At 59.4% G+C, this 26,209-nt stretch carries 25 protein-coding genes; 18 read left to right on the top strand and 7 right to left on the bottom strand.

The features are described from left to right. Positions 1–2: 2 nt before the first annotated feature. Entirely contained in the window at positions 3–920 is a 918-nt protein-coding gene (cbiB, locus tag MN186_RS15195) for an adenosylcobinamide-phosphate synthase CbiB (RefSeq protein WP_242115214.1), read from the bottom strand. Then, entirely contained in the window at positions 917–1,864 is a 948-nt protein-coding gene (locus tag MN186_RS15190; protein WP_242115213.1) for a threonine-phosphate decarboxylase, read from the bottom strand. The genes cbiB and MN186_RS15190 overlap by 4 nt, the downstream gene beginning before the upstream one ends. Positions 1,865–1,978: 114 nt before the next feature. Here MN186_RS15190 and MN186_RS15185 point away from each other — a divergent pair, with 114 nt between their 5' ends. Further along, a complete protein-coding gene (locus MN186_RS15185) occupies positions 1,979–2,620 on the top strand; it encodes an HAD family hydrolase (protein ID WP_242115212.1) in 642 nt (213 codons plus the stop codon). A gap of 90 nt (positions 2,621–2,710) precedes the next feature. Here MN186_RS15185 and rpsU read toward each other — a convergent pair whose 3' ends face one another. Beyond that, entirely contained in the window at positions 2,711–2,917 is a 207-nt protein-coding gene (rpsU, locus tag MN186_RS15180) for a 30S ribosomal protein S21 (protein WP_091427324.1), read from the bottom strand. A 111-nt stretch (positions 2,918–3,028) separates the two neighbouring features. Between rpsU and MN186_RS15175 the strand changes: the two genes are divergently transcribed. The 7 genes from MN186_RS15175 (at position 3,029) to MN186_RS15145 (ending at position 11,278) form a co-directional block, all read left to right on the top strand. Further along, positions 3,029–3,721: a COQ9 family protein gene (locus tag MN186_RS15175; protein ID WP_242115211.1), complete on the top strand. Its 693-nt coding sequence runs from the start codon at positions 3,029–3,031 to the stop codon at positions 3,719–3,721. After that, entirely contained in the window at positions 3,714–4,694 is a 981-nt protein-coding gene (locus MN186_RS15170) for an NAD(P)H-quinone oxidoreductase (protein WP_242115210.1), read from the top strand. Before MN186_RS15175 ends, MN186_RS15170 begins: the two co-directional genes overlap by 8 nt. 457 nt (positions 4,695–5,151) lie before the next feature. Further along, positions 5,152–5,757 (top strand): TetR/AcrR family transcriptional regulator, encoded by a 606-nt coding sequence (locus MN186_RS15165; protein WP_255744332.1) that lies wholly within the window; start codon positions 5,152–5,154, stop codon positions 5,755–5,757. Then, positions 5,757–7,355, top strand: coding sequence for an acyl-CoA carboxylase subunit beta (locus tag MN186_RS15160; protein WP_242115208.1), 1,599 nt, complete (start codon positions 5,757–5,759; stop codon positions 7,353–7,355). Before MN186_RS15165 ends, MN186_RS15160 begins: the two co-directional genes overlap by 1 nt. 10 nt (positions 7,356–7,365) lie before the next feature. Next, positions 7,366–8,151, top strand: a complete 786-nt coding sequence (locus MN186_RS15155) for a crotonase/enoyl-CoA hydratase family protein (RefSeq protein WP_242115207.1) — start codon at positions 7,366–7,368, stop codon at positions 8,149–8,151. Beyond that, entirely contained in the window at positions 8,148–10,136 is a 1,989-nt protein-coding gene (locus MN186_RS15150) for an acetyl/propionyl/methylcrotonyl-CoA carboxylase subunit alpha (protein WP_242115206.1), read from the top strand. Before MN186_RS15155 ends, MN186_RS15150 begins: the two co-directional genes overlap by 4 nt. After that, positions 10,133–11,278, top strand: a complete 1,146-nt coding sequence (locus MN186_RS15145) for an acyl-CoA dehydrogenase family protein (protein WP_242115205.1) — start codon at positions 10,133–10,135, stop codon at positions 11,276–11,278. Before MN186_RS15150 ends, MN186_RS15145 begins: the two co-directional genes overlap by 4 nt. Positions 11,279–11,613: 335 nt before the next feature. On the opposite strand, the gene MN186_RS15140 is transcribed toward MN186_RS15145, so the two are convergent. Then, positions 11,614–12,255, bottom strand: a complete 642-nt coding sequence (locus MN186_RS15140) for a ribonuclease T2 family protein (protein WP_242115204.1) — start codon at positions 12,253–12,255, stop codon at positions 11,614–11,616. Between the two features lie 148 nt (positions 12,256–12,403). Between MN186_RS15140 and MN186_RS15135 the strand changes: the two genes are divergently transcribed. After that, complete coding sequence (locus MN186_RS15135) at positions 12,404–13,165, top strand: DUF1013 domain-containing protein (RefSeq protein WP_242115203.1); 762 nt, start codon at positions 12,404–12,406, stop codon at positions 13,163–13,165. 139 nt (positions 13,166–13,304) lie between these two features. Beyond that, positions 13,305–15,521, top strand: a complete 2,217-nt coding sequence (locus MN186_RS15130; protein ID WP_242115202.1) for an ATP-binding protein — start codon at positions 13,305–13,307, stop codon at positions 15,519–15,521. On the opposite strand, the gene yaaA is transcribed toward MN186_RS15130, so the two are convergent. Genes yaaA through MN186_RS15115 form a run of 3 tightly spaced genes read right to left on the bottom strand, consistent with a single transcriptional unit; the run spans position 15,518 to position 18,676 of the window. Next, positions 15,518–16,279: a peroxide stress protein YaaA gene (gene yaaA, locus MN186_RS15125; protein ID WP_242115201.1), complete on the bottom strand. Its 762-nt coding sequence runs from the start codon at positions 16,277–16,279 to the stop codon at positions 15,518–15,520. The two genes, MN186_RS15130 and yaaA, sit on opposite strands and share 4 nt — an antisense overlap. 1 nt (position 16,280) lies before the next feature. Continuing rightward, complete coding sequence (recQ, locus tag MN186_RS15120) at positions 16,281–18,329, bottom strand: DNA helicase RecQ (RefSeq protein ID WP_242115200.1); 2,049 nt, start codon at positions 18,327–18,329, stop codon at positions 16,281–16,283. Positions 18,330–18,388: 59 nt separating this feature from the next. Next, complete coding sequence (locus MN186_RS15115) at positions 18,389–18,676, bottom strand: YggT family protein (RefSeq protein WP_242115199.1); 288 nt, start codon at positions 18,674–18,676, stop codon at positions 18,389–18,391. A 126-nt stretch (positions 18,677–18,802) separates the two neighbouring features. Between MN186_RS15115 and MN186_RS15110 the strand changes: the two genes are divergently transcribed. The 8 genes from MN186_RS15110 (at position 18,803) to MN186_RS15075 (ending at position 26,199) form a co-directional block, all read left to right on the top strand. Further along, complete coding sequence (locus MN186_RS15110) at positions 18,803–19,333, top strand: thioesterase family protein (RefSeq protein ID WP_242115198.1); 531 nt, start codon at positions 18,803–18,805, stop codon at positions 19,331–19,333. Positions 19,334–19,389: 56 nt separating this feature from the next. Next, on the top strand, positions 19,390–20,754 hold the full coding sequence (locus tag MN186_RS15105) for an MFS transporter (RefSeq protein ID WP_242115197.1): 1,365 nt from the start codon (positions 19,390–19,392) through the stop codon (positions 20,752–20,754). Between the two features lie 13 nt (positions 20,755–20,767). Next, on the top strand, positions 20,768–21,652 hold the full coding sequence (mepA, locus tag MN186_RS15100) for a penicillin-insensitive murein endopeptidase (protein ID WP_242115196.1): 885 nt from the start codon (positions 20,768–20,770) through the stop codon (positions 21,650–21,652). After that, positions 21,625–22,572 (top strand): esterase-like activity of phytase family protein, encoded by a 948-nt coding sequence (locus MN186_RS15095; protein WP_242115195.1) that lies wholly within the window; start codon positions 21,625–21,627, stop codon positions 22,570–22,572. The genes mepA and MN186_RS15095 overlap by 28 nt, the downstream gene beginning before the upstream one ends. 71 nt (positions 22,573–22,643) lie before the next feature. Further along, positions 22,644–23,264, top strand: a complete 621-nt coding sequence (locus MN186_RS15090; protein WP_242115194.1) for a queuosine precursor transporter — start codon at positions 22,644–22,646, stop codon at positions 23,262–23,264. A gap of 280 nt (positions 23,265–23,544) precedes the next feature. Beyond that, a complete protein-coding gene (gene arfB, locus MN186_RS15085; RefSeq protein ID WP_242115193.1) occupies positions 23,545–23,964 on the top strand; it encodes an alternative ribosome rescue aminoacyl-tRNA hydrolase ArfB in 420 nt (139 codons plus the stop codon). A gap of 19 nt (positions 23,965–23,983) precedes the next feature. Then, positions 23,984–25,261 (top strand): aspartate aminotransferase family protein, encoded by a 1,278-nt coding sequence (locus tag MN186_RS15080; RefSeq protein WP_242115192.1) that lies wholly within the window; start codon positions 23,984–23,986, stop codon positions 25,259–25,261. Further along, positions 25,258–26,199, top strand: a complete 942-nt coding sequence (locus MN186_RS15075; protein ID WP_242115191.1) for a phosphotransferase enzyme family protein — start codon at positions 25,258–25,260, stop codon at positions 26,197–26,199. The genes MN186_RS15080 and MN186_RS15075 overlap by 4 nt, the downstream gene beginning before the upstream one ends. Positions 26,200–26,209 lie beyond the last annotated feature (10 nt).

The following is a 26,209-nucleotide window of genomic DNA, read 5'->3' as shown; positions in this document are numbered from 1 at the left end:
TGCTAAGTGACAACCGCCAGCAGGACGACCAGGCCCAACATCACCCACCAAGCGGACCAAAGCGCATCCACCGCCTGGTCGATTTCCTTGGGTTCAATCTCGCGCGCGCCCTCGCCATTGACCCACGGATAGTCGCGCATTTCACCGTCGTATGACCGGGGGCCGGACAGGGCGACGCCAAGGATTGCGGCCATCGCCGCCTCGGGCCAGCCCGCGTTGAGCGACCGGTGCAGGGGCGCGTCGCGGCGGATAGCAGGCCATGCCGACAGCGATCTGCGGGTTGCCATGAACAACAGCGCGGTCAGACGCGCGGGCACCCAGTTCAACACATCATCCAGTCGCGCGGCGAACTTGCCGAATGCCTCGTACTGCGGGGTGCGGTGGCCGATCATGCTGTCAGCCGTGTTGACCAGTTTATAGACCAGTATCCCCGGCAGCCCTGCGATCAGGAACCAGAACGCGGGTGCCACCACGCCGTCCGAGAAATTCTCGGCGGCACTTTCAATTGCGCTGCGGGAAATGGCCGATGTGTCCATGTCCGCCGTGTCACGCCCGACGATCATGGCGACCGAGCGGCGCCCATCCGCCACCGATTGCCGCAGCGCATCGGCGACCGCCTGCACATGCTGCGCCAGCGATTTCTGTGCCAGAAGGATGGCGACCACGATCACCTCCAGCAGGCCGCCCGGCGATATATCCTCGATCGCCCAGCCTATCATCGCTGCAATCACGCAGAACGCCATGATGCCCAGCGCGCCGTTCGCAATGCGTTTGTCGCCTTTGTTGAAAGTCTCGTCCAGCCAGTCAATCGTACGACCCATCACGACCGCGGGATGCGGCACGCGCTTCCACAGCTTATCGGGTTCGCCCAGCATCGCGTCCAGAAGCAGCGCCAGGGCTAGGATGGCGGGGGTGCTCATAGCGCGGCCTCCAACTGGGTCCAGCCGGTTTCGGGTGGCAGACCCAAGCGTAACCACCGTTGCGAATATGGGAAGATGCGCGACCAGACGTGCCCCTTGGCCAGTCGTTCCTGCCACACCGCGGCGTCATCCACCTTATAAAGCCGAAACAGCGACGTGCCACCGACCAGTGCCGCCCCTTTGTTCGTCATCAGTCTGTCCAGCCTCGCGGCGTCATCGGCCAGTCGCGCGCTTGTGTGATCCGCCCAGCGATGGTCGGACAAAGCCCGCGCACCGATTTCCAGCGCGGGGCCCGAGGTCTGCCACGGCCCTAACGCCTCGCCCATCCGGGCGACAAGCGCGGGGTCTCCGATCACGAAGCCAAGTCGCAGCCCCGCCAGCCCCCAGAACTTGCCAAAGCTTTTCAGGATCAAGACGCCGGGGCGAGATGCGGCTTGCATGTGGCTGGCCTTTGGCACCACATCGCAGAAGCTTTCGTCGATCACGGTCAGCGGCTGGTCAAGCTCCGGCGCGTGCCACAGGTGGCCGTCGGGGTTGTTGGGGTGGACGATAACGCGGGCATCGCCCGTGCCGCTGTCAGCCACCTGCCACCCCTGCGCGCGAAAGGCGGCGGCGTGTTCGTTATAGGTCGGGCCAGGGATCACCGCGCGGCCTGGCCCGTGCAGCGCTGGAATGCGCGCGATCAGCGATGACGCACCGGGGGCCGCCAGCACCACCGCCCCCTTGGGCACGGACCAGAAGGTGCGCGCGGCGGCTTCCAACCGATCAAAGGCGCGGGTGTCGGGCAGCGCGGTCCAAGCATTGGATGCGATGGGGTCGACGGGGTAAGGCTGCGGGTTAATGCCGGTGGACAGATCCAGCCAGTCACCACGCACCCCACCGAACCGCGCCATTGCGGCGTCCAGCCCCCCGCCGTGATCGCGCTGCTTTGCACCTGTGGTCATCACACGCCCTTTTTCGCCTGATCAGGGTTCAACCGGATATCGGTGCAAAAGACAATGACATTTGCGGCGCTGCCATGGGCTTGCAAACCCCTTGCGCCGCGCTAGGGTCCGGGCATGACCGAAATTGCCCCCCAAAACACCCGCCCCGACGCCGTTGTCTTTGACATCGGAAATGTGCTGATCCGCTGGCAACCCGAGGATCTGTATGACCAGTGGATCGGCCCCGCACGGCGGCGCGAGATGTTCGACACTGTCGATCTTCACGGCATGAACGACCGTGTCGACCGGGGCGAGGGGTTTCGCCAGATCATCTATGACACCGCCAATGCCTATCCACAGTTCCGCGACGCCATTCGCCTTTGGCATGATCGCTGGCTGGACATGGCCGACCCGGCGATTGATCTGTCGGTCAGGACGCTGCGCGCGCTCAGATCGCGAGGTGTGCCGGTGTTCGCCCTGTCGAATTTCGGGCGCGAGACCTTCGCGCTCGCCCTTGATAAGTTCGATTTTCTGTCGGAATTCGACCGCCGCTATATCTCGGGCCATATGGGGGTGATCAAACCCAACCCCCGGATTTACGAGATGGTCGAGGCCGATTGCGGCGTCGCCCCCCACGGCCTGCTGTTCGTCGACGACCGCGCCGACAACATCCACGCCGCCGCCGCGCGCGGCTGGCAGACCCACCATTTCAGCGGGCCGAATGGGTGGGCGGATCATCTGACCGCGCTTGGATTGATCGACAAGGCGGACCTGTAGGCCCAGAAACAACAAACCCCCGAAGCAAAGCCGCGGGGGTCGTCATGACAAGCGGTTGACAACCCGCCTGCCGAAACACTTGGGCGTGATTTACATCATGCCTTCGCGTTGTGCTTTCTTCCGAGCCAGCTTGCGCTGACGCCGAATCGCTTCAGCCTTCTCGCGCGCTTTCTTCTCGGAGGGCTTCTCGAAATGTTGCCGAAGCTTCATCTCGCGGAAGACACCTTCACGCTGAAGTTTCTTCTTCAGCGCACGAAGCGCCTGGTCTACGTTGTTATCGCGAACCGAAACCTGCATGTGGTTGTCACCACCTTTCTAAGTTAGAGTATGCATAAATTGCAGGAAGCGCTGACTTAACACTCATGATCGCGTTTGTCCAGTTCACGCTTAGACGGGAAGGCACATCTTATGACCGAAAAAGAAAGACTGCTTGAAGCCGCCATTGCCCACGTTCCCTTCGATGGGTGGAGCGATGCAACCCTGATCGCCGCCGCGCGCGATTGCGACCTGACCGAGGCCGAGGCCCGCGCCATGTTTCCCCGTGGCGCGCTGGATCTCGCGCTGGCCTATCACCGCAAAGGGGACGCCGATATGGTGGCCCGCCTTAACGCTGCAGAGTTGGATGGTATGCGGTTTCGTGACCGGATCGCAGCAGGCGTTCGGTATCGGCTTGAGGTTGCGGACAAGGAGCTTGTGCGCAAGGGCATGGCATTCTTCGCGCTGCCCCAAAACGCAGGCGATGGGGCTGCCGCGTTGTGGGCCACCTGCGGCCTGATTTGGGAGACATTGGGCGACAGTTCGACCGACCTGAACTGGTATACCAAACGCGCGACGCTATCGGCGGTCTATTCGTCCGTCGTGCTGTTCTGGCTGGGTGATGAAAGCGAAGGCAACGAAGCCACTTGGGCCTTCCTTGACCGTCGCATCGACGATGTGATGCAAATAGAGAAAATCAAAGGCCAAGCTCGCGACAGCGCGCTTTACAAGGCGTTCATGTCAGGGCCGGGTAAAATACTGGACACAATCAAAGCACCCGGCGCGCCCAACCCGAATTATCCGGGGCGCTGGGAGCCTGAGGACACGGGGACAAAGAATGACTGACACCATGCGCGCCATCGAAATCACCGAACCCGGCGGCCCCGAGGTTCTGCAACTTTCTGAACAGCCGATCCCAACCCCCGGCCCCGGCGAGATCCTGATCCGTGTGGCCTTCGCCGGGGTGAACCGCCCCGACGCATTGCAACGCGCGGGGTCATACGCGCCGCCACCCACCGCCAGCCCCCTGCCCGGGCTTGAAGCGTCGGGCGAGGTTGTCGCGCTGGGCGATGGGGTCAGCCAGTGGGCTGTGGGCGACAAGGTCTGCGCCCTTCTGCCCGGTGGCGGATATGCCGAATATGTCACCACCCCAGCCGCCCACGCCCTGCGTGTGCCCAATGGTATGGGCATGAAAGAGGCCGCCTGCCTGCCCGAAACCTTCTTCACCGTCTGGTCAAACGTTTTCATGCGTGGCGGGCTGCAAGCGGGCGAGCGGTTCCTTGTGCATGGCGGAAGCTCCGGCATCGGCACAACCGCTATTCAGCTTGCCAACGCAGTCGGTGCGCGGGTCTTCACCACGGCTGGAACGGACGAGAAATGCGCCGTCTGTCGTGATTTGGGGGCCGAGCGCGCCATTAACTACAAGACCGAAGATTTCGTCGAGGTGATGAAGCTTGAGGGCGGGCCGAACCTGATCCTCGACATGGTGGGCGGCGATTATATCGCGCGTAACATCAAATGTTTAGCGATCGACGGCCGCATGGTCCACATCGCCTTCCTGTCCGGCCCCAAGGCCGAGATCAACTTCGCGCTGATCATGGCCAAACGCCTGACAATCACCGGATCAACCCTGCGCCCGCAATCCGACCTCGCCAAAGCGCGGATTGCTGATGATCTGGCCGAAAAGGTCTGGCCCCTGCTGGATGCAGGCCGTGTGGCGCCTGTGATGGATCATACGTTTCTACTGGAGGACACCGCGAAAGCGCACACTAGGATGGAGACCAGCCAGCACATCGGGAAGATTGTGTTGGAGGTTTAGGTTTACAGATTGTCCCTAGGCTGCGGTTCATATGTGCCCATTCGCAAATGTCAGCTGAGCGGGACAAACCCGACATTGCCGTTCGCACGGTCAGCGGCCGCTTATCAAATACTGCACCAGCAGTGAAAAACACCATCGGCGGACTGCAGAGGACCTCTGAGGGAGCGAACCAGAAAGATTGTCCGCGAAAGCTGACGTTCAGATGATCTAGTCTCCGGGCCTTCCTCTTACCTGCCGTAAGTCCGCAATTAGTCCAGACTTACAATTGTTGCGGTCTGGTCAGATCGATAATGCGCTGCTTTTGGCTTCCAGAAAGTGGCCGTTCATACCACGCCTCGCGGCGATCTAGAGGCTGCAATACGGCCTAGAGGACCAGTCTAGAGCGAACACACCATTCTTCGCTTGACGAGCGCACACCTCCTACCTAACGTTTGTTAGAAATATCCTTGGACTAAGTATGCAACCAAAAGCTCCTCAAACAGACAAAAGCCGGGACCGAATTCTCAGCGCGTCCGCTATATTGTTTCGCGAACATGGATATGCAGGTGTTTCGATGCGAAAGATTGCCGAAAGCTGCGAGATGAAGGCGGGGAGTCTTTATTATCATTTCGCCTCCAAAGATCAGATTTTGACCGAAGTGTTGAACATTGGAATTCAGAAGGTTCATGCCGCTGTGGCCAGGTCCCTGTCTGATGCGCCCGCTGGGGCCACGGCGATCGACAAGCTTAAGAGAGCGATTTCCGGGCATCTGCATACGCTTCTGGAATACAGTTCTTTCACTTCGGCCAATGTGCGCATTTTTCGACAAGTTCCTGACGAAATTCAAAACAGCAATCTCGAGGTGCGGCGCGCTTATGAGGCGTTGTGGGATGGTTTTTTGCAAGAGCTGCAAGATGCAGGCGAATTGCGCAACGATGTGGATCCGCGCAGCCTGCGCCTGATGCTGATCGGCGCGCTGAATGCCACGCTGGAATGGTTCGACCCCGCACTTGGAAACATCAGTGACCTTGCTGATCGTTATGCGGACATGCTGGCCAATGGCGCTTTGAAGAAGGGTGATTAATGACACATTTTCAAACCGGAATTCACCCACAAAGTGAAGAGTTCGTCGCCAATAAGGCCGCCGCAGATGCGCTAACAGCCAAGCTTCAAACCCGTATGGCACAGGCCATTGGCGGCGGTGCCGCGCGGTTGCGCGAACGCCATCGCGCACGCGGAAAGCTCTTGGTGCGCGACCGGATTGATCGGGTGATCGATCCGGGAACAGCGTTTCTTGAGCTCTCGCCGCTGGCGGCTTGGGGGCAATATGGCGGCGACGTAAACGCCGCAGGGATCGTGACGGGCATCGGCATGGTTTATGGTCAGCCAGTAACGATTATTGCAAATGATGCCACAGTAAAGGGCGGCAGTTTCTTTCACGAAACCGTCAAGAAACACGCCCGCGCGCAGGAAATAGCCGAGGCAAACCGGCTACCCTGTCTTTATTTGGTTGATTGCGGAGGCGCTTATTTGCCCGAACAAGATCGCGTGTTTCCCGACCGCGATCATTTTGGCAATGCATTTTATCGCCAGTGTCAGATGTCGGCACAGGGCCTGCCACAAATCTCGGTTGTGTTTGGCGGGTGCACGGCGGGCGGCGCGTATATTCCGGCGCTGTCGGATCAGGTGATCATGGTGCGCGGTAATGCGCGCATTCACCTTGGCGGGCCGTCGATTGTTAAGGTCGCAATCAACGAAGATATCGACGGCGAAACACTGGGTGGCGCAGAGATGCACACCTCGATTTCCGGTGTCTCGGATCACCTTGTGGAGAACGAAGACGAAGGGCTGGCACTGGCGCGACGGCTGCTGAGGGATGTGAACGTGCCGCGCAAGGAGGTCGCCGTCGACGCAGTGACCGCGCCTTGTCACCCTGCCAGCGATATTGGCGGGATCATCAGCGCCGATGCCAAGACGCCTTATGATGTGCGCGAGATATTGTTACGGCTGGTCGACAACAGTGATTTTCAACAGTTCAAACCCGATTGGGGCGAAACGCTTGTCTGCGCCACAGCGCGCATTCACGGGATGAAAGTTGGCATTCTTGGCAATAACGGCGCGCTGCTATCGGAAAGTGCTCTTAAGGCCGCTCATTTCATTTCGCTCTGCAATCAACGCGGCATCCCCCTGTTGTTTCTGCAAAACATCACCGGCTTTATGGTCGGCTCGGAGGCAGAGCGCGGCGGGATCGCAAAGAACAGCGCCAAGATGGTTTATGCCATGGCCACAGCCCGCGTGCCGCGTTTAACGGTGATCGTCGGCGGCTCTTACGGGGCGGGCAACTACGGCATGTGCGGGCGCGGCTTCCGGCCTGATTTCCTGTTTGCGTGGCCCATGGCGAAGCTGGCAACAATGTCAGCGGATATTGCCACCAACGTGTTGCTGGAACTGCGCCAGAACAATCTGCGCCTGCCCGAAGCGACACAGGCTGATCTTGACCAAATTCAAGCAGACACCTGCGCGCAATATGGCGAACAGAGCGATCCATATTATGCAACCTCGCGGCTTTGGGATGACGGGATCATCACGCCCGAGCAAACCCGCGATGTGTTGGGGCTGTGCCTTTCGCTTTTTTTGAGCCGGCCCGACCCCCGCGGGTTCACGCCTGTTTTCCGGATGTGAGGAGCTGCAAATGAAATATGAAACACTTATCCTAGATGCGGACGCGCGCGGCGTTGCCACGGTGACTTTGAACCGCCCCGAAAGCCACAATGCGCTGAACCGTGCAATGATTGCCGAGCTGCATGATGTTGCCGTGAAACTGGCGCAGGATGACAGCATACACATCGTCGTTCTCACCGGCGCTGGCAAAAGCTTTTGCGCAGGTGGCGACGTTGGCTGGTTTCGCGACACGCTGGCGATGGACCGTGAAGGCCGCATCGCCGAAAGCCGCGCGCTTGCGGAAATGCTACACGCGCTTGATAGCCTGCCCAAGCCCTTAATCGGGCGCATCAATGGTGCGGCCTATGGCGGCGGCGCAGGGATGATTTCAGTCTGCGATGTTGCGGTTGCCGATCACGGCGCACGTTTTGGCCTGACAGAAGTGCGTTTGGGGCTGATCCCTGCAAATATCTCGCCTTATGTTGTGACGCGGATCGGTGCTGCCAAGGCGCGCGCCACGATGTTGTCAGGTGCCCTATTCGGGGCCGAGCGCGCCTGTCAGATTGGCTTGATTGATGAGGCCACCGAGACGCTGGACGTTGCTGTCGATGCGCAGGTCGCAGCCCATTTGGAAGCCTCGCTGAGTGCCGTTGCCGCAACGAAAAAGCTGATCGCATTTGTGGACACCCACGACATCGAAGCGGCCAAAGATTACACGTCAGAGGCGCTTGCCGACGCGTGGGAAACGGACGACGGGCGCGAGGGCATCGCCAGCTTTCTTGCCAAACGCTTGCCGCGCTGGAGGTCAGGCGTATGAGGATCAAGACACTTCTGATCGCCAATCGCGGCGAGATTGCCTGTCGTATCATCCGCACAGCCCGCCATATGGGGATCAAAACGGTCGCAGTGTATTCCGACGCTGATCGCGACGCGCCGCATGTCCGTGCGGCCGACACTGCCTTTCACATTGGCCCGTCCGAGGCGGCACTTAGCTATCTTGACGCCGCGCGCATCATCGAGGTGGCGCAAAAGGCGGGCGCTGATGCGGTGCATCCAGGCTATGGGTTTCTGTCTGAAAACGCTGATTTTGCCGCCGATTGCGCTGCAGTAGGCCTAAGATTTGTCGGACCGTCGGCAGATGTGATCCGCCTGATGGGCTCCAAGATCCAAGCCAAAACACAGGCAATCGCCGCCGGTGTGCCTGTCGTTCCCGGCTATAATGGCGCGGATCAATCAAATGAAACGCTGTGCGCGCAAGCTGCAGAAATCGGTTTTCCCCTGCTCATCAAAGCCAGTGCAGGCGGCGGCGGGCGCGGTATGCGCGTGGTTGAAGACGCCAGTGCCCTGTCCGCCGCTCTCGGCTCCGCACGGGCCGAGGCACAGGCAGGGTTTGGTGATCCTGCACTGTTGCTGGAACGCTATGTCGAAACTGCCCGACATATTGAAGTGCAGGTTCTGGGTGATGCCAACGGCAATGTCGTACATCTGTACGAGCGGGATTGCTCGCTGCAACGCAACCACCAGAAGGTGATCGAGGAAGCCCCTGCACCCAACCTGCCAAATCCGCTGCGTGACGCGATCCTGATCAGCGCTGTGAAGCTTGCCAGCGCGGTTGGCTATCAGAACGCTGGCACAGTTGAGTATCTTCTGGATGAGACACGGGGCGAATTCTATTTCCTTGAGATAAACACGCGCCTGCAAGTGGAGCACCCTGTTACCGAAGCCGTGACAGGCATCGATCTTGTGGAATGGCAGTTGCGTGTGACCGCGGGTGAGCCGCTGGGGTTTGCGCAAGCGGACATTACCTGTAACGGGTGGGCCATAGAGGCCCGCATCGCGGCCGAAGACCCTGCTGAGGAGTATCGCCCGGAAACGGGTGCGATCACGTCCTTTGTGAATCCAGCCGATTGCCGCACAGACAGCGGCGTTGTTGCAGGGTCAATCGTGTCACATCATTACGATTCCATGCTGGCCAAAGTGATCGCCCATGCCAGTGACCGCGCGGGCGCGATAGCACGTCTTTCTGCTGGGCTAACCAGACTGCAGATCGGCGGCGTGACAACCAACATCGCATTTCTCAACGATCTACTGCGCTCTGAGCCTTTTGCCGATGGCACTCACAGCACCGGCACGATCACGGCGCTGTATCCGAGCGGCTGGCAACCTCTTGCTGCCACGGCCGAGTTGCGCGCGACTGCCGTTCTGGCGCGTTACGTTGATGATTGTCCCACAGGCACGACTCCGTGGCACAACCTTGGGGCTTGGCGCTCGGTTTCTGTTGGTGGCAGACGCGGCATGGCAGTCTATTTTCTGGACGATCAGGCCACCACGATTGCTGAGACGAACGGTGGCATGAGCGTAGAAATCGACGGCGCAGAGCGTTTTGACTTCAGCCATATCAGCAGGTCAGCAGAACGTTTGACGTTTGAACTGCACGGCCAGCGCCATGATGTGGGGATTGCGTGCGACGGCACGCAATTTTATCTCTCGGGCGCGCACAACCGAGTCAGCGTCGCTGTTCTGAATGCCGAAGAAGCCCTACTGGCTCAATCGCGCGGAACGGGCAACAGTGATGGGGAGATCATTGCGCCAATGCCCGGCCTTGTGAGTGAAGTGCTGCAAGCCAAAGGCGCGCAGGTAAGCGCCGGAGATCCTGTGATCGTGATCGAAGCCATGAAGCTGTTGCAAACGCTTACCGCGCCCTGTGATGGAATGCTTGATGCTGTTCACTACAGCGCCGGAGACACCGTCGAAAAACACGCCCTTCTCGCATCAATCACCCCAATGGAGGCCCTAAAATGACCCAACATCTGTTTTTGACCGATGAACACGAAATGCTACGTGACCAAATCCGTCGCTTTGTTGCCGAGCGGGTTCATCCCGTTGCCGACCAGTGGGAAAAAGACGGCTTTGTGCCGCGTGAAATCCTGCGCGAGATGGGCGAGCTGGGCCTGTTCGGCATTCGCTATCCTGAGGAATATGGTGGCAGCGCGATGGACACCCGCGCCACAGCTGTTCTTGCCGAAGAACTGGGCCGCTCGACCTATTCAGGCTTTGCGATCACGGCATTGGTGCATACCGACATGGCCTCGGTGCACTTGTTCAACGCTGGCACGGACGCACAGCGCGCAGCCTTTATGCCTGATATCATCGCGGGGCGCAAAATTGTTGCCGTGGCGGTCACCGAGCCTGACGCGGGCTCGGATGTGAAAGGCATCCGCACCAATGCCCGCCGTGATGGCGATGATTTCGTGCTGAATGGGTCAAAAATGTTCATCACCAACGGTGTCCATGCCGATCTTTACTGCGTTGCGGTGAAAACTGACACACAAGGGCCAGCCAGCCAATCTGTCACCATCTTTCTGGTAGAGAAAGGCACGCCAGGTTTTACCGTCAGCCGCACGCTCGACAAAACCGGTTGGCGTTCATCAGACACAGCCGAGCTGTCCCTTCAGGATTGCCGCATACCAGCAGCAAATATTCTGGGAGAGGAAGGGCGCGGCTTTTATGCAATCATGAAGAACTTTCAGAACGAACGTGTCGTGATCGCTGCGATGGCCATGGGCGAGGCCCAAGCTGCGCTTGATCTGACGCTTGAGTATGTCAAAACGCGTCAGGCCTTTGGTGCACCGCTTTGGTCGAAACAAGCGATCCGCCAACGACTTGCTATGCTCTCGGCCCGCGTGGCAGCTGCGCGCCAGTTTGTCTATGCCACAGCCGCGCGTGATGCGAACGGTGAAGACGTTGTCAAAGAGGTCTCGATGCTCAAGGCGCTCTGTGGTGAATTGGTTAACGAGGTCATGTATGACTGTGTGCAATTCCATGGCGGCACCGGTTACACGCGCGAAAGCACCATCGAACGCATGGCCCGCGATGCACGTGTGCAATCCATCGGTGGCGGCGCGACCGAGGTCATGCTTGAAGAGGTCGCAAAACGGATCTGAAGTCGGTGGCGAAAAACGAGCCGCAGAAGCGATTGCTTTTGAACGTCTACAAGCACTTTATGAGCAAAGGACAGCAATGTCCGCAGTGAGTCCGCTCATCAGATCAAAATGCTGCGCTGTAATCAAATGTCTGGTATCGGGAAACCGCACCCTAGAGATTGATTACACTCCCAACAGCGGGTTTGGGCCGGTAATCCGCGAGCGATCTTCTGGTTCTCTAAAAACAGGCTTTAGCTGCAGCATCGAAAATCGGTAAAGTGGGCTCAAAGCTGACTTTATCGCTTGCCCACCCAACGGCGACATGTCTGGCCCTCACGCGGCGACACGCAAGATAACTACCGCACCGGCTCCAGCAACGCCTTCTGCGCGCGGCAATCTGTGCGCACGTCCCGGGCGCAAACACGCGGCTCAAGGTCACGCGTCAGGCACAGACGCGCTTCCTGAATGCGGTTGGCTTTACAGGTGATGGTCAGCATGTCGGGGTGCCAGTCGGGATTGGCTTGCAAGAAGGCCTCTTCGACCACGGACGCTGGCAGGCGGACGGGGTTGGTCAGTTTGCGCAACACCTCGGGGCGGTTCACCATGTCGTAGGCGCGCCGGACGAGGTCGTAATACTCCGCCGCTTCAAGCCCCGCGCAAACGCCATGTTTCTTCCATTGATACCACGCAGCACCGCCCGCACCGAAAATGTCCGCCTGCGCGTTTGTCAAACCACGGGACGGTGGGCGCGCAGATGTGTGGCAATAGCTGGGCCAGCCTTGTTCGTATTGCGGCCAAAGACCGTGGACGACCCAGCCAAGGTCTCGGTCCGCGTCGCATTGTTCGGCCCCGCGTGCATCGCCTTCAACGGTGCACCAGTTTGGCGACCAGCTTAACGCCAGAACGTAATAGTCGAAATCGCCCGCCGGCTCGCCATCCGCCCACAACGCAACCGCCGAAACCAGCCAGAGAAAGCTGCCAAATAGAACCTGTTGCATTTTGCCTTCCCTCTTTCCGTCTTCCCCCTTATATAGGCCCCAAGTTCCCCGACAACGGAAACCGGCCTGATAAAGTCCACGCGACACAGGCAGCCCAGCCAGGGCGCGGGAAAGTTGTATCCGGGGTCAGTTTTTAAGGAGAGTTCAGATGAGCAAACTGATCATGGCAAAAGCCACCGCCGTCTGGCTGGTGGACAACACGACAATCAGCTTCAAGCAGATCGCCGATTTCTGCGGCCTGCACGAGCTGGAAGTTCAGGGCATTGCCGATGGTGATGTGGCGACCGGCGTCAAAGGGTTCGATCCCGTGGCCAACAACCAGTTGGACGCAGGCGAGATTGAGAAGGCCGAAAAAGACCCGCTGCACAAGCTGAAGCAGAAATTTTATGCGGCTGCCACGGGCGAAGAAAAGCGCCGTGGCCCGCGCTATACTCCGCTGTCGAAGCGTCAGGACCGTCCGAACTCGATCCTGTGGCTGGTCAAGTTCCACCCCGAACTGGCCGACAGTCAGATCGCGAAACTGGTCGGCACAACCAAGCCCACGATCCAGTCGATTCGCGAGCGCACGCACTGGAACATCCAGAACATGGAACCGATTGATCCGGTGGCCTTGGGGCTGTGCAAGCAAAGCGAGCTGGACCTTGCCGTGCAGAAGGCCGCCGCCAAGAAAGCCAAGGAAGGTGGCGTGATGTCGGATGACGAACGCCGCAAACTGGTGTCGACCGAGCAGAGCCTTGGAATGGACCCCGAGCCAAAAATGCCCAGCGCGATTGAGGGGCTTGAGACATTCACCCTTTCCGGCCCGCCGGACGACGAAAAAGAAGATGAACTGCCCGATGCAGACAGCTTCTTCAACCTGCCGGACAGTGATGATGACGAGTCCGACGAGGATGAAGACAAAAAAGACTGACTTCACGCGGATCAAGCGAAACCCCGGCCCAACGCCGGGGTTTTTCATTGGTCAGCAATTTCTGATCCGCTGTTAAGACCCTGTTCACCCTGTTGCGCAATGCTGTCCAAGTCAGAACATGCAACTCGGAGAACCGGGGATGAAGATCGAAAATATCCTTGCTCAGGAACGGCGAGCCAGAATGGCCGCTGAACGGATGTTGGCTCAGAAACAGGCCGAGTTGACCAACGCAAATCGTATGTTGTCAAAACACGCGCTGACCCTGTCCGACGAGATTCTTGAGACCCGCGTCGCGGTCGAAGAAATCAAGGGCGAAAACTCGCAAGTGCGCGCCGATCTTGAGAAGGCGAACGAAGAGGTCGTCATCGCCAAACGACGCCTGTGGGATTCGCTGGAAACCATTGAGGACGGGTTCGCAGTCTTCGACCAGACTGACAAATTGATCGCCGCCAACAGCGCCTATCTGGAACCTTTTGACGGGCTGACTTGCGTGACGCCGGGCATCCCCTATCACGAGATTTTGCATATCGCGACGGATGAAGGCATTGTCGATATCGGCGACATGCGCCCGCTGAAATGGCGCGACATGATGCTGGACCGGTGGCGCGCAGCCTCGCGTGATCCGATTGTGCTGCGGCTGTGGGATGGCACCCATATCAAGATGGTCGACCGACGTTCACGCGACGGCGACATGGTAAGCCTTGGGTTGAATATCACCGAAACGATCACCTATCAGGCCGAACTTCGCGACGCCCGCCACCGCGCCGAAGCGGCCAACCGCGCGAAGTCAACATTTTTTGCCAATATGAGCCACGAAATTCGCACACCCATGAACGGCGTCGTTTCGATGGCCGAGATAATGGCCGAAGGCGATCTGGATGATGAACAGCGGCTTTACGTCAGCACCATCCGCAAATCAGGCGAAGCCTTGCTGACCATCATCAACGACGTGCTGGATTACTCGAAAATCGAAGCCGCGAAACTGACCTTGCATCCCGAACCCTTCGATCTGGAGCGGATGATCCTGGATGTAATGACCCTGCTGCAACCCACAGTGCAGGAAAAAGGCATTCAGTTGCTACTGGATTTCGACCTGTTCATGCCGGCCAGTTTCATCGGCGATGTGGTGCGGATACGTCAGATATTAACCAACCTGATCGGTAACGCGGTCAAGTTCACATCTACCGGGCATGTCTTGGTGCGGGCAATCGGATTGCCTCTGGACGACGATAAGGAACAGAAGGTGCATATCACGGTCGAAGATAGCGGCATTGGTATACCAGACGACTTGCAGAGCCACATTTTCGGGGAATTCAACCAGATTGACACCGAACGCAACCGCAAGTTCGAAGGAACCGGGCTTGGTCTTGCCATCACCTCACAACTGGTTGAACTGATGGGCGGCGAGATCTGGGTCGACAGCCAGGAAGGCATCGGATCATGTTTTGGGTTTCACATCACCCTGCCTTTCGAAAGCATAGTCGAACCGCCTATGTTGCCGCGCGACTCGGGCACAGTTGTGTTGGCGATGGAAGACAGGCTGAACCGCGCCATATTGGAAAAACGCTTCGAAGCAACCGGCTTGCGCACTGAATTATTCGATCCTCACCGCTCGCAAATCGGAATGGTGCAGGAAGCACAATTGATACTGGTCGATGAACAATGCGCCAAATCGCATGGACAAGACCGCCTCAGCCTTATCCAGATCTTGCGCGCGCAAAACGCGACCGCACCGATCTATTTTCTGACCTCTCCGCATCTGACCAGCGCGAAACCAAGCAGGGACGCCGCCTTCGCGACACGCGTGCTGCGGCTTCCACTGACTCGCCACTCGGTCTTTGATATCATCAGTCAAATCGGCAAGCCTGCCGAGAAAAAATCCGTCTTAACCAAGGCCATCAGCAATGCGCGCCGGTCTAATGTAGACATTACACGGATGGGGTTACGCAAAATGCGTATCCTTGCCGCCGAGGACAACCAAACCAACCAGCTGGTCTTTACCAAACTGTTGAAAGAGCTGGATATAGACCTTCATTTTGTTAGCAATGGCGTGGAAGCCGTCGAGGCTTTTCTGAACTTCCGGCCCGATATTGTCTTCATGGATATTTCAATGCCAGAAGTTGACGGCAAGGAGGCTACGCGACGCATCCGCCTGCTTGAACAGGCCGAAGGCGTGCCGCGCACTCGTATCGTCGCGTTGACGGCACACGCGCTGACGGGCGATGATCGGGAAATTCTAACGCACGGCCTTGACCAACACTTGACCAAACCACTGAAAAAGCCGGAAATCCTGCACGAAATCCTTGAAAACTGCCCCGCCGACGCACGCTGCCCAATTGCGGGCGGCTGCGACTAACCTTCGTCGCGCAGGAAAACCGGGCTGTCCTCGTCCCCCATATCGGGTTGAAACCGATATCCACCAAGGTCAAAGTCTTGCAACCCATCCAGATCCCGGACCCGGTTTTGCACGATATACCGCGCCATTGCCCCGCGTGCCTTCTTGGCAAAGAAGCTGATGACCTTGGGTTGACCGGCTTTCATATCCAAAAACTGCGGAGTTATGATCCGAAGGTCCAGCGCGTCTTGATCGACCGCTGAAAAATATTCGACCGATGCACAGTTGACAAGAATGTTGCTGGACGTTGCCTTGGCCCGTCGCGTCAGCTCGTTCGCGATCTGGTCGCCCCAAAATTCATAAAGGTTCTTGCCGCGCTGGTTCTTCATGCGTGTACCCATTTCCAAGCGGTGCGGCGCAATCTTGTCCATCGGACGCAACAGGCCATACAGCCCGGACAGGATCCCAAGATGATCTTGGGCATAGCGCATTTCGTCTTCATCAAGGCTGGCGGCATCCAGCCCGGCATAGGTATCACCAGCAAACATCTCGATCGCGGGCTTCTCGCCTTCTCCGCTGCCAAAATCGGCAAACCGTGCCGCGTTCAACGTGCCCAGCGCAGGCGAGATACGCATAAGCTTCTCAAGATCATCACCGGACAATTCCCGCGCCGTTTCGGCCAGGATTTCCGCCTGATCGCGAAAGACGGGCTGCGTCCCCTCGTCAATTTTCGCAGGTGTTTCGTCCAGCCGCTTCGCCGGAGAGACAACAACCAACATATCAAGCCTCCTGTGTCAGTGCGTCGATGAAAGCGGTGCCAAACCGGTCCGCCTTTTGTTCATTCATACCCGGAATACGGCCCAAATCACCGACCGTCATGGGTTTGCGTTCAGCAATCTGGCGCAGAGTGGATGCCGTCACGCTCAGATATTTGCCGGTGCCGTCCTCGCCCCGCGCCAGATCGGTGGCAATCAGGTGCAATTGATCAAACACACCACCCGCATCGCGGCCTGCCAGTTTACGCCGTTGCGGGTGCAGATCGGGCGCCTTGGCCCCCGCGATCACCGCCAGAAAATCGCGCCCATAGCTTTCCAGTTTCTTGGCGCCAACGCCGCCAATTCCGGCCATCTGGTCCAGATCAGAGGGGCGCTTTTCGGCCATCTCGATCAACGTGCGGTCGTTAAAAACGACATAGGCCGGAACGCGGGCGGCTTCGGCTAGCGCGCGACGTTTGGCCTTCAGGGCTGACAACAACGGCGCGTCTTCGTCCGCTACCATCATCTTGGCGGCTGGCCGCCGCATGGTGCTTTTAAGGGTGTCACGCCGCAGCTCAACTTGTGCCTCGCCCCGCAAAACCGGGTGGGCCTTTTCGGTGATGCGCAGCGCACCATGGCGTTCGGGATCAGGGCGCACCAGATCCAACCCCAACATTTGCCGGAAAATCGCCTGCCACATACGTTTGTCGTGATCCTTGCCAACCCCGAAAGTCGGCAATTGGTCATGGCCCCGGTCTCGGATACGGTCGGTCATCGTGCCGCGCAGAATGTCGATCAGGTGGCCCGCGCCGAAATATTCGCCCGTGCGCAGGATCGCCGACAGCGCCTTCATAACATCCACGGTGCCGTCAAACAGATCGGGCGGAGTCGCGCACAGATCGCAGTTTCCACAGGGTGTGGCATCTTCCCCGAAATAGGCCAGAAGCTGTTTGCGGCGGCAGCCATGCGCCTCGGCCAGACCCAGAAGGGCGTTCAGGCGACCATGATCGGCCGCGCGCCGTTCGGGTGGGGCCAAACCTTCGTCGATTTGCGACCGCCTCAGCCGGATATCATCAGCCCCAAACAGCGTCAGCGTATCAGCGGGCGCCCCGTCGCGACCGGCGCGGCCGATTTCCTGATAATAGGACTCGATGGACTTGGGCAGGTCAGAATGGGCGACCCAACGAATGTCGGGCTTGTCGACGCCCATGCCGAAGGCGACTGTTGCGACGACGATCAGGCCGTCTTCTTGTTGAAAACGGCGCTCGACCTCGCGCCGGTCGTCGGCGTCCATGCCGCCATGGTAATAGACCGCCGGATGACCTGCATCGCGCAGTGCCTTGGCCAGCGTTTCGGTGCGGGCGCGGGTGGCGGAATAGACGATACCAGATTGCCCCTTGCGAGCCGCTGCAAAGTTCAGGATCTGATTGCGCGGGCTGTCTTTGGCGGCGAAGGCCAGATGGATGTTCGGGCGATCGAAGCCGTGAAGAAAGGTGCGTGGCGTCGCGTCGTCAAACAGCTTTTGGATAATTTCGACGCGAGTTTCTTCGTCGGCGGTGGCGGTAAAGGCGGCGAGGGGCACGTTCAGTGCGCGCCGCAACTCGCCGATCCGCAGATAGTCGGGGCGGAAATCATGGCCCCATTGGCTGACGCAATGCGCCTCGTCCACCGCGATCAGGGTTACACCGGCATTGCGCAGCAGATTGAGCGTCCCGCCCGATGCCAGCCGCTCGGGCGCCATGTAAAGCAGCTTCAGATCGCCGCGTGACAGCGCATCAAATACCGCATCCGTTTCATCCTGCGTGTTGCCCGAGGTCAGGGCGCCAGCGTTCACCCCCGCCGCCTGAAGCGCACGCACCTGATCGCGCATTAGCGCAATCAAGGGTGAAATCACCACGGTCACGCCGTCACGGATCAGCGCAGGAAGTTGAAAACAAAGGGATTTACCACCGCCGGTTGGCATGATCGCCAAGGTGTTTTCGCCACGCGAAACGGCCTCGACGATTTCGGCCTGTCCGGGGCGAAATTCATCGAAGCCGAAAACGGATTTCAAAAGGTCCAGATCGCGGGGCATGTGTGCTGCTCGGTGTTTTGAGGGCACAATCCCATGCGCAACCGCAAGGGACAAGGGGCTTAGTAGAATGCCGACGCGTTGTTGATCAGAATGATCCGGATTGCGTAAAGCGCGATCAGCGCGACCAACGGCGCAAAGTCCAGGCCACTCGTCTGGGGCAGGAAGGCACGAATGCGGGAATACACGGGCTCCAGCAGCCGATTCAGGCCATACCAGACCTGCGCCACAATATGTTGCCGCAGGTTGAGCACCTGAAAATTAATCAGCCAGGACATCACGATATGCGCGATCAGGATGAACCAGGCGATATCCACGATCAGCATCAGGATTTGAAACAGGGACTGCATGAAAGCTCCTTCGGGGTTGCCACATCCATCTAGGGAAGGTTGCCCGGCAGGGCAAGAGTGACGCGCGGTTCCGGTTGACGTTTGCGCGGGGCTTGGGCAGGTCAGCCACAACCTGAAGGAGGCACCATGTATCCCTTTCTGCGTATGACGAAAGAGCTGATCGTAAACGCACGGGCCAAGCCCCTGCCGATCACTGGCACGCATGTCAGCCATCACATGTGCTGGCCATGGGACATCGACCTGTGGCGCGAGTTGAACAACGGACGCACGCTTACGCTGTATGATCTGGGACGCATTCCGCTGGCGGGGCGCACAGGGCTGACCCGGATGTTGATCAAGAACCGCTGGGGTTTGACGATGGCCGGGGCCAGCGTGCGGTATCGCAAACGCATTCGCACCTTTGTCCGGTTTGAAATGCACAGCCGTGTCGTTGGATGGGACGACAGGTTCATCTATGTCGAACAAAGCATGTGGCTGGGCGGCGAGTGCGCGAACCAGATCGTTTATCGCTCGGCGGTGACGGATCGTAGTGGGATCGTTCCAACTGCCAGGGTGGTCGATGCACTGCGTTATGAAGGCCCGCAGCCCGAGTTGCCGAAATGGGTTCAGGCGTGGATCGACGCGGATGCTGTGCGCCCGTGGCCCCCGCAGGCGTAACACCCCTTGCCCGCAAGTAGGTTTCCCTGTTTGATCGTTTCAAACAGGGAGCAGGCATGGCCGAAATATCACCGCGCAGGCGGATTTGGGGCTGGTATTGGTTCGACTGGGCCAGCCAGCCCTATCACACATTGTTGCTGACTTTCATTTTCGGCCCGTTCTTTGCTGCCGTCGCGACCGAATTCTTCATGGCTGAAGGCATGACCGAGCTTGCCGCCGATGCAAAGGCGCAAAGCATTTGGTCATGGGGGTTGGCGGCAGCTGGCCTGATCATCGGGTTTGGCGCACCGATCATGGGTGCGCTGGCCGATACAGCCGGGCGGGTGCGTCCTTGGGTTGCAGTGTTTGGCCTTCTTTACGTGGTCGGCGCGGGATCACTGTGGTGGACGCAGCCGGACGGGTCGAACATGTGGGCGATGATCGTCATGTTTGCCATCGGCTTCATCGGCGCGGAATTCGCCCTTGTGTTCACCAATTCACAACTGCCCAGCCTTGCCGGTCAAGCCGAGGTGGGCGAGGTGTCGGGGTCCGGGTTTGCCTTCGGCTATATTGGCGGGCTGGTCGCTTTGGCGATCATGCTGACGCTGTTCGTCGAACAACCCAACGGGAAGACCCTGATCGGCCTTGCGCCCGGTCTGGGGCTGCTGGATGCCGAGGCACGCGAGGGCACGCGCTTCGTCGGCCCGTTTGTTGCGCTGTGGTTCATGATTTTCATGGTCCCCTATGCCCTGTGGGTCAAGGATGTGCCCAAGCCCGGCGGGCGGCACAGCCTGTCCGGCGCCTTTGCCATCCTTGGGCGCACCATTCGCGGGTTGCGGCACAAAAGAAGCCTGGCGGCGTATCTTGGCAGCTCGATGTTTTATCGCGACGCGCTCAACGGTCTTTACGGGTTCGGCGGAGTCTATGCGAGCCTGGTCCTGAACTGGCCCATCGTACTGGTGGGCGTCTTTGGCGTGATCTCGGGGCTGGCCGCGGCGGTGTTCAGTTGGCTGGGCGGGCGCGTTGACCGCCGGCTTGGCCCGAAACCGGTGATTATCGGGGCCGTGTTGACCCTGATGGCGGTCTGCTTTCTGGTCATCAATATGACGCGCGAGGCGATTTTCGGCATTCCGCTGCCAGACGGGTCGAACCTGCCGGATATCCTGTTCTTCGGGTGCGGGATGTTGATCGGCGGCATGGGCGGCACCTTGCAATCGGCCAGCCGGTCGATGATGGTGCGCCATGTCGACCCGCTGGCGCCCACTGAAAGTTTCGGCCTTTACGGCCTGTCGGGTCGGGCCACATCTTTCATGGCCCCTGCGCTGATTGCGTGGTTTACGACGATGACGGGCAGCGCGCGGCTCGGCGTTTCTCCGCTGATCATATTGTTTGCGGTGGGGCTTTTGCTTTTGGTCTGGGTTAAACCAGAAGGTGAGCAGTAACGGAGAGCAGGTGATGAAAACAGGACTCGTTAGAAAAGCGATTGCGCTGGGCGCTTTGGCCATCACGCTGGCCAACCCTATCAATGCGGCGGCAGAACCAGCCGCCAAGCAGTTATTTGGTGCGATCAAAGGCGGGTCAGCGCATAAAGCCGCATCGTTCGGGTCCTACGCCAAGGGCTGTCTGGCCGGAGGCGTTCAATTGCCGCAAACCGGACCGACATGGCAAGCGATGCGGCTGTCGCGAAACCGGAACTGGGGCCACCCGGAACTGGTTGATTTCGTGCAGGATCTGTCGCGCAAGGCCGCCCGGCAACGGGGGTGGGGCGGGCTTTATGTCGGCGACCTTAGCCAACCCCGCGGCGGCCCCATGCTGACCGGGCACAGGTCGCACCAGATCGGACTGGACGCCGATATCTGGATGCTGCCCGCCAACAAACTGAACCTGTCGGTGAATGCGCGCGAGAATATCTCGTCCATCTCGATGCAGCGGGCGAAGGGGGCGTTCGTAAACAACAACTGGACCCGTGCGCACCACGAAATATTAAAAGCTGCCGCAAAGGATCGACGCGTGGCGCGTATTTTTGTATTTCCGGGCGCTAAAGTTCAGATGTGCAAGGACGAAAAAGGCAGCCGCAAATGGCTGCGCAAGATCCGGCCTTGGTGGGGACATCACTACCATTTCCATGTGCGCCTGCACTGTCCGAAAGGGGTGCGGGGCTGCGTGGATCAGGCCCCGCCGCCGCGTGGCGATGGGTGTCAGGACGCCGTGGATTGGGTCAATAACATCCTGAACCCGAAACCAGCGCCGCCCAAACCTTCGAAACCAAGCAAGCCACGTGGACCTTTGACACTGGGGGATTTGCCCAAGCAATGCCGTACCGTCTTGTCCTCGCGCTAGGAGCGTTGGCGGCGCTTGTCGCGTTTTTCACCCTCGATCTGGGCGCGCAAACCGTGCCCGAAGCAAAGCTCGTGTCGTCCTATCGTTGGCACGGGGGCGATGACCCCGCGTTCGGCGGATTTTCGGGGATTGAGGTCACCGAGGATGGCACCACCTTTGTCGCCCTGACCGACCGCGGCCACGTGACGCGCGGCAAATTTATTCGCGAAAATGGCGTGATCAAAAAGATCGTGCATAGCAAGCTGAACAAACTGACATCCCCCCGCGGCAAACCGCTGCGCGGAATCTGGACCGACAGCGAAGGGCTTGCAATCGCAGATAACGGCGACGTCTATGTCAGCTTCGAGGTGCAACACCGCATCACCAAATATGTGCGCGGGAATGCCAAGGGGCAGAATATGCCAAAGAATCCGGCAACCGATCGGATGGCCGGCAACAGCGCGCAAGAGGCGTTGGCGATCAACCGTGACGGCACGCTTTTCATGATCCCTGAAGGGTCGAACAAACAGACCGCACCGCATGTCGTCTATCGCTTGGCACCGGGGGCCCGGACATGGGACACGCGCTTTACTATCGCGCGACATGCGCCCTATCTGCCCGTCGGGGCCGATATCGGACCCGATGGCCGCCTTTATCTGCTGGAACGTCACCTTGGCAGCATCCTTGGTTTCACCAACCGCGTACGGCGCTTTGACATCACGCCCGACGGGCTGACCAATGAAACCATCCTTCTGCAAAGCAAGGTCGGCACCCATGATAATCTTGAAGGGCTGGCCGTCTGGCGGGACACGGATGGTTTGATCCGTCTTACCATGATCTCGGACGACAATTTCATGTTCTTTCAAGTGACCGAGATCGTCGAGTACGTGGTGCCGGAAGGCGCGGGGCTTACGGCGGACCACTTGATTAACGCACGCTGAGCGTTTAGATCACAGCCGTCCCGGCCCGGTTGGGACCAAGTCTCCGCTACCTTGCTAAAACGGATCAACAGATGAAACGTATTCTTCCCGGCATAATCGCCATGGCCGCCATCGTCGTGGCCTCAAACATTCTTGTGCAGCATTTGTTCGGCCAATGGCTAACATGGGGCGCATTCACCTATCCGCTTGCCTTTCTCGTTACTGACGTGATGAACCGCGTCTATGGTGCCACCGCCGCGCGAAAGGTCGTATTGGCGGGTTTCATCACCGGGGTGATTTGCAGCTTCATCGGCACGCAGATCGCGGGCGAATTTGGCCCACTTGTCACCTTGCGCGTGGCAATGGCGTCGGGCCTTGCCTTCCTGACCGCGCAACTTTTGGACGTGGCGATCTTTGACCGTCTGCGGCATGGCAAATGGTGGCGCGCACCAGTCGCCAGCACCATCGTCGGAAGCTCGGTTGATACCGCGATCTTCTTCACCGTGGCCTTCTCTGCCAGCCTTGCTTTCCTTGAGCCATCGAACGATATCACTTGGGCAGGCGAGGTTCTGCCGCTTTTGGGCACTGGTCCCAACGCACCGCTTTGGGTGTCGCTGGCGGTGGCCGATTGGCTTGTAAAACTGGCACTTGCGCTGCTCGCACTGGTTCCATTTCGCCTCATTGTCACGAAACTTTCACCAAATCCTGCGTGAAAAGTTTTGACAAACACAAAATATGTGGCAACCTCCTATTTATAGAAACAGCGAGAAAGGAGGTGTCCATGTCAAGAGATACAACGGAGAGAGGTGCCGGGACAATCTAGGTCGCGACTTTCCGGGGCAGCCCCCGGTGGGGAATGCGGACCATTTTGACCCTGCCTTTCCGGCGGTCTAACCGGTCCCACCTCCTTAATTCTCGAAAGGGTCGTCCCAAAGCGGGCGGCCCTTTTCGTTTGGGATTTAAGCGCCGCGATCTATTCGCTAAGGTGCCCACATGATCCGCGTGACCGACGATATCATCCTGCAAGATTGGGAGCTAAGTGAAAGCTTCACCCGCAGTTCCGGCCCCGGCGGCCAGAATGTGAACAAGGTATCCACGGCGGTCGAGTTGCGGTTCGAGGCCGCACGCTCGCCCCATCTGACGCAACAGGTAAAGGCGCGGCTTAAACGGATAGCGGGCCGGAAATGGACACAAGACGGCGCCATCGTGATCCGCGCCGAGGACACACGCAGTCAGGCGCGCAACCGCGAGATTGCACAGAACCGTCTGGTTGAAATGATCCGCCACGCGCTGGTGGCCCCGAAAAGGCGCATTGCAACCAAGCCGACTCTGGGGTCAAAGAAACGTAGGCTGGACGCCAAGACCCGGCGTGGCCAAATCAAAGCCCTGCGCGGGCGCATCGACGAAGACTAACCTGACCGGAGCCTTGATCATGTCCGACACCGCCACCCTTTTGACGCGCCGCGCGCAGTTGCTTGGGCCCAACATGACGACATTCTACGATGACCCCGTCCATATCGTGCGCGGCGAAGGGACGTGGCTGTGGGATGCCGACGGAAACCGGTTTCTGGACTGTTACAACAACGTGCCCCATGTGGGCCACGCGCACCCAAAGGTCGTGCAGGCGATCACCGATCAGGCTGCGACGCTGAACACCCACACGCGCTATCTGCACGAAGGCATCCTGGATTACGGCGAGCGGCTGACCGCCACGATGGGCAACGATCTGGACACCATGATCATGGTCTGCACCGGATCCGAGGCCAACGACATCGCCCTGCGCATGGGCCGCGCCGTGACCGGCAAGACAGGGATCATCTGCACCGACAACACCTATCACGGCAACACCGACCTGGTGTCGCATCTGTCGGCCAAGAAGACCCCTATCGGCGGGGCGGTGGATTGGGTCAGGAAAGTACCCTCGCCTGATGCAATTGAGCCGCTTGGCGGCAGTCATGAGGCGCAGGCGCAGGCCTTCGCGGACGAAATCCAGACGGCCATCAACGCGCTTGAGGCTGACGGCCACGGGTTCGGCACGCTGATCCTATGCCCCTTCTTCGCCAACGAAGGCTTCCCCGACCTGCCCAAGGGCTTCCTTGACCCAACCGTTGACGTGGTTCGCCGCGCCGGCGGCATCATCATCGCGGACGAGGTGCAGCCGGGCTTTGGCCGCACGGGCCGGAATTTCTGGGGCCACGAACGAATCGGGCTGGTGCCTGACATCGTGACCATGGGCAAGCCGATGGGCAACGGGCACCCTGTCGCCGCCGTCGTCACCCGGCCCGAGATCATGGCAGAATTCCGCAACCGGTTCGGTTATTTCAACACGTTCGGCGGCAACCCGGTATCTGCCGCCGCCGCGATGGCGGTTTTGGATGTGCTGGAGGAAGAGCAGCTTGTCGAAAACGCCCGCGATACGGGCGACTATGCGCTTGGCTTGCTGGGGCAGTTGGATCATCCGATGATCGCCGATGTGCGCGGGGCTGGGCTGTTTCTGGGCGTCGAATTCGCGCGCGACGGCAATACCGAAGCCGCCGCCGATTTCTGCGCCGCGCTTGTGGATGCTATGCGGCAAAGGGGGGTTTTGCTGCACTCGGTCGGGCGACACTACCACGGCATCAAGATCCGCCCGCCCATGTGTTTTGACCGCGCGCAAGCAGAATTTCTGGTTGAAACGCTGGATGACGCACTAAAGGCGCTGCCGGTATGAGCGCGTTGAAAAAGGCGCTGGCGGCATGGGGCGCGCAGGATATCCGCATGATCAAAGACCGCGAAAATGTGGTGCACGAAGTGCGCGTGGGTGGCAGCCCCGCCGCGTTGCGCTTGCATCGTCCGGGGTATCAATCCGCCGGCGCTATCCGGTCGGAACTGGATTGGATGGCCGCGTTGGCCCGTGCGGGAATGCGCGTGCCCGCCCCGATCCCCACACGGTCCGGCGATACGGTTGCCGATCTGGGCGCGGGTCAGATTGCAACAGTGGTGAGTTGGGTCGACGGCGCGCCCATCGGCGAAGGCGGCGTGCCGCTGGCGGGGTCTAAAGCCGAACAAGTTGCGCTCTATCACAAGGTCGGCACCGAGCTTGCCATGCTGCACAACCTGACCGACGCTATGACCCTGCCCGATGGGTTTACCCGCCACCGCTGGGACATTCCCGGCCTGCTTGGCGACAATCCATTCTGGGGCAGGTTCTGGGAAAGTCCTGCGCTGTCCGAGAGCGAGCGAGCGCTGGTTCTTCGCGCCCGCGCGGTGGCGCATGATATGGCGACCGCCTTTGCCGGCGGTGGTGCCGATTTCGGCCTGATCCACGCCGATGCCCTGCGCGAAAACATCTTCGTCCATAACGGCGATCTGACCCTGATCGACTTCGACGATGCAGGCTTCGGGTTCCGCATCTATGACCTTGCCGTGATGATGACCCAGAACGAGGACGAGCCCGCCGCCGACGCCATCCGCGACGCCGCCATCGCAGGCTATCGCGCCCACCGCGCGTTCCCAAAGCAGGCAGAAGACCTGCTGCCCATGTTCATCATGATGCGCCGCTTTGCGTCGATGGGCTGGGCGGTGCCGCGCAATCCGCCGGGCAGCCCGGTCGCGCGGGAATATGCTGACAAGGCCGTCAGGGCTGCGCGGGCATTTCTGGGCGGATAGCCCGGCCCAC

Source organism: Aliiroseovarius sediminis, from assembly GCF_022678485.1.
Lineage (GTDB): Bacteria > Pseudomonadota > Alphaproteobacteria > Rhodobacterales > Rhodobacteraceae > Aliiroseovarius > Aliiroseovarius sediminis.
This window is presented reverse-complemented; position numbering and strand designations above follow the sequence as displayed.

What these genes read in the sequence shown, in the direction of transcription:
- cbiB (WP_242115214.1), bottom strand. Translation starts at nt 920, where the DNA reads ATGAGCACCCCCGCCATCCTAGCCCTGGCGCTGCTTCTGGACGCGATG.
- MN186_RS15190 (WP_242115213.1), bottom strand. Translation starts at nt 1,864, where the DNA reads ATGACCACAGGTGCAAAGCAGCGCGATCACGGCGGGGGGCTGGACGCC.
- MN186_RS15185 (WP_242115212.1), top strand. Translation starts at nt 1,979, where the DNA reads ATGACCGAAATTGCCCCCCAAAACACCCGCCCCGACGCCGTTGTCTTT.
- rpsU (WP_091427324.1), bottom strand. Translation starts at nt 2,917, where the DNA reads ATGCAGGTTTCGGTTCGCGATAACAACGTAGACCAGGCGCTTCGTGCG.
- MN186_RS15175 (WP_242115211.1), top strand. Translation starts at nt 3,029, where the DNA reads ATGACCGAAAAAGAAAGACTGCTTGAAGCCGCCATTGCCCACGTTCCC.
- MN186_RS15170 (WP_242115210.1), top strand. Translation starts at nt 3,714, where the DNA reads ATGACTGACACCATGCGCGCCATCGAAATCACCGAACCCGGCGGCCCC.
- MN186_RS15165 (WP_255744332.1), top strand. Translation starts at nt 5,152, where the DNA reads ATGCAACCAAAAGCTCCTCAAACAGACAAAAGCCGGGACCGAATTCTC.
- MN186_RS15160 (WP_242115208.1), top strand. Translation starts at nt 5,757, where the DNA reads ATGACACATTTTCAAACCGGAATTCACCCACAAAGTGAAGAGTTCGTC.
- MN186_RS15155 (WP_242115207.1), top strand. Translation starts at nt 7,366, where the DNA reads ATGAAATATGAAACACTTATCCTAGATGCGGACGCGCGCGGCGTTGCC.
- MN186_RS15150 (WP_242115206.1), top strand. Translation starts at nt 8,148, where the DNA reads ATGAGGATCAAGACACTTCTGATCGCCAATCGCGGCGAGATTGCCTGT.
- MN186_RS15145 (WP_242115205.1), top strand. Translation starts at nt 10,133, where the DNA reads ATGACCCAACATCTGTTTTTGACCGATGAACACGAAATGCTACGTGAC.
- MN186_RS15140 (WP_242115204.1), bottom strand. Translation starts at nt 12,255, where the DNA reads ATGCAACAGGTTCTATTTGGCAGCTTTCTCTGGCTGGTTTCGGCGGTT.
- MN186_RS15135 (WP_242115203.1), top strand. Translation starts at nt 12,404, where the DNA reads ATGAGCAAACTGATCATGGCAAAAGCCACCGCCGTCTGGCTGGTGGAC.
- MN186_RS15130 (WP_242115202.1), top strand. Translation starts at nt 13,305, where the DNA reads ATGAAGATCGAAAATATCCTTGCTCAGGAACGGCGAGCCAGAATGGCC.
- yaaA (WP_242115201.1), bottom strand. Translation starts at nt 16,279, where the DNA reads ATGTTGGTTGTTGTCTCTCCGGCGAAGCGGCTGGACGAAACACCTGCG.
- recQ (WP_242115200.1), bottom strand. Translation starts at nt 18,329, where the DNA reads ATGCCCCGCGATCTGGACCTTTTGAAATCCGTTTTCGGCTTCGATGAA.
- MN186_RS15115 (WP_242115199.1), bottom strand. Translation starts at nt 18,676, where the DNA reads ATGCAGTCCCTGTTTCAAATCCTGATGCTGATCGTGGATATCGCCTGG.
- MN186_RS15110 (WP_242115198.1), top strand. Translation starts at nt 18,803, where the DNA reads ATGTATCCCTTTCTGCGTATGACGAAAGAGCTGATCGTAAACGCACGG.
- MN186_RS15105 (WP_242115197.1), top strand. Translation starts at nt 19,390, where the DNA reads ATGGCCGAAATATCACCGCGCAGGCGGATTTGGGGCTGGTATTGGTTC.
- mepA (WP_242115196.1), top strand. Translation starts at nt 20,768, where the DNA reads ATGAAAACAGGACTCGTTAGAAAAGCGATTGCGCTGGGCGCTTTGGCC.
- MN186_RS15095 (WP_242115195.1), top strand. Translation starts at nt 21,625, where the DNA reads ATGCCGTACCGTCTTGTCCTCGCGCTAGGAGCGTTGGCGGCGCTTGTC.
- MN186_RS15090 (WP_242115194.1), top strand. Translation starts at nt 22,644, where the DNA reads ATGAAACGTATTCTTCCCGGCATAATCGCCATGGCCGCCATCGTCGTG.
- arfB (WP_242115193.1), top strand. Translation starts at nt 23,545, where the DNA reads ATGATCCGCGTGACCGACGATATCATCCTGCAAGATTGGGAGCTAAGT.
- MN186_RS15080 (WP_242115192.1), top strand. Translation starts at nt 23,984, where the DNA reads ATGTCCGACACCGCCACCCTTTTGACGCGCCGCGCGCAGTTGCTTGGG.
- MN186_RS15075 (WP_242115191.1), top strand. Translation starts at nt 25,258, where the DNA reads ATGAGCGCGTTGAAAAAGGCGCTGGCGGCATGGGGCGCGCAGGATATC.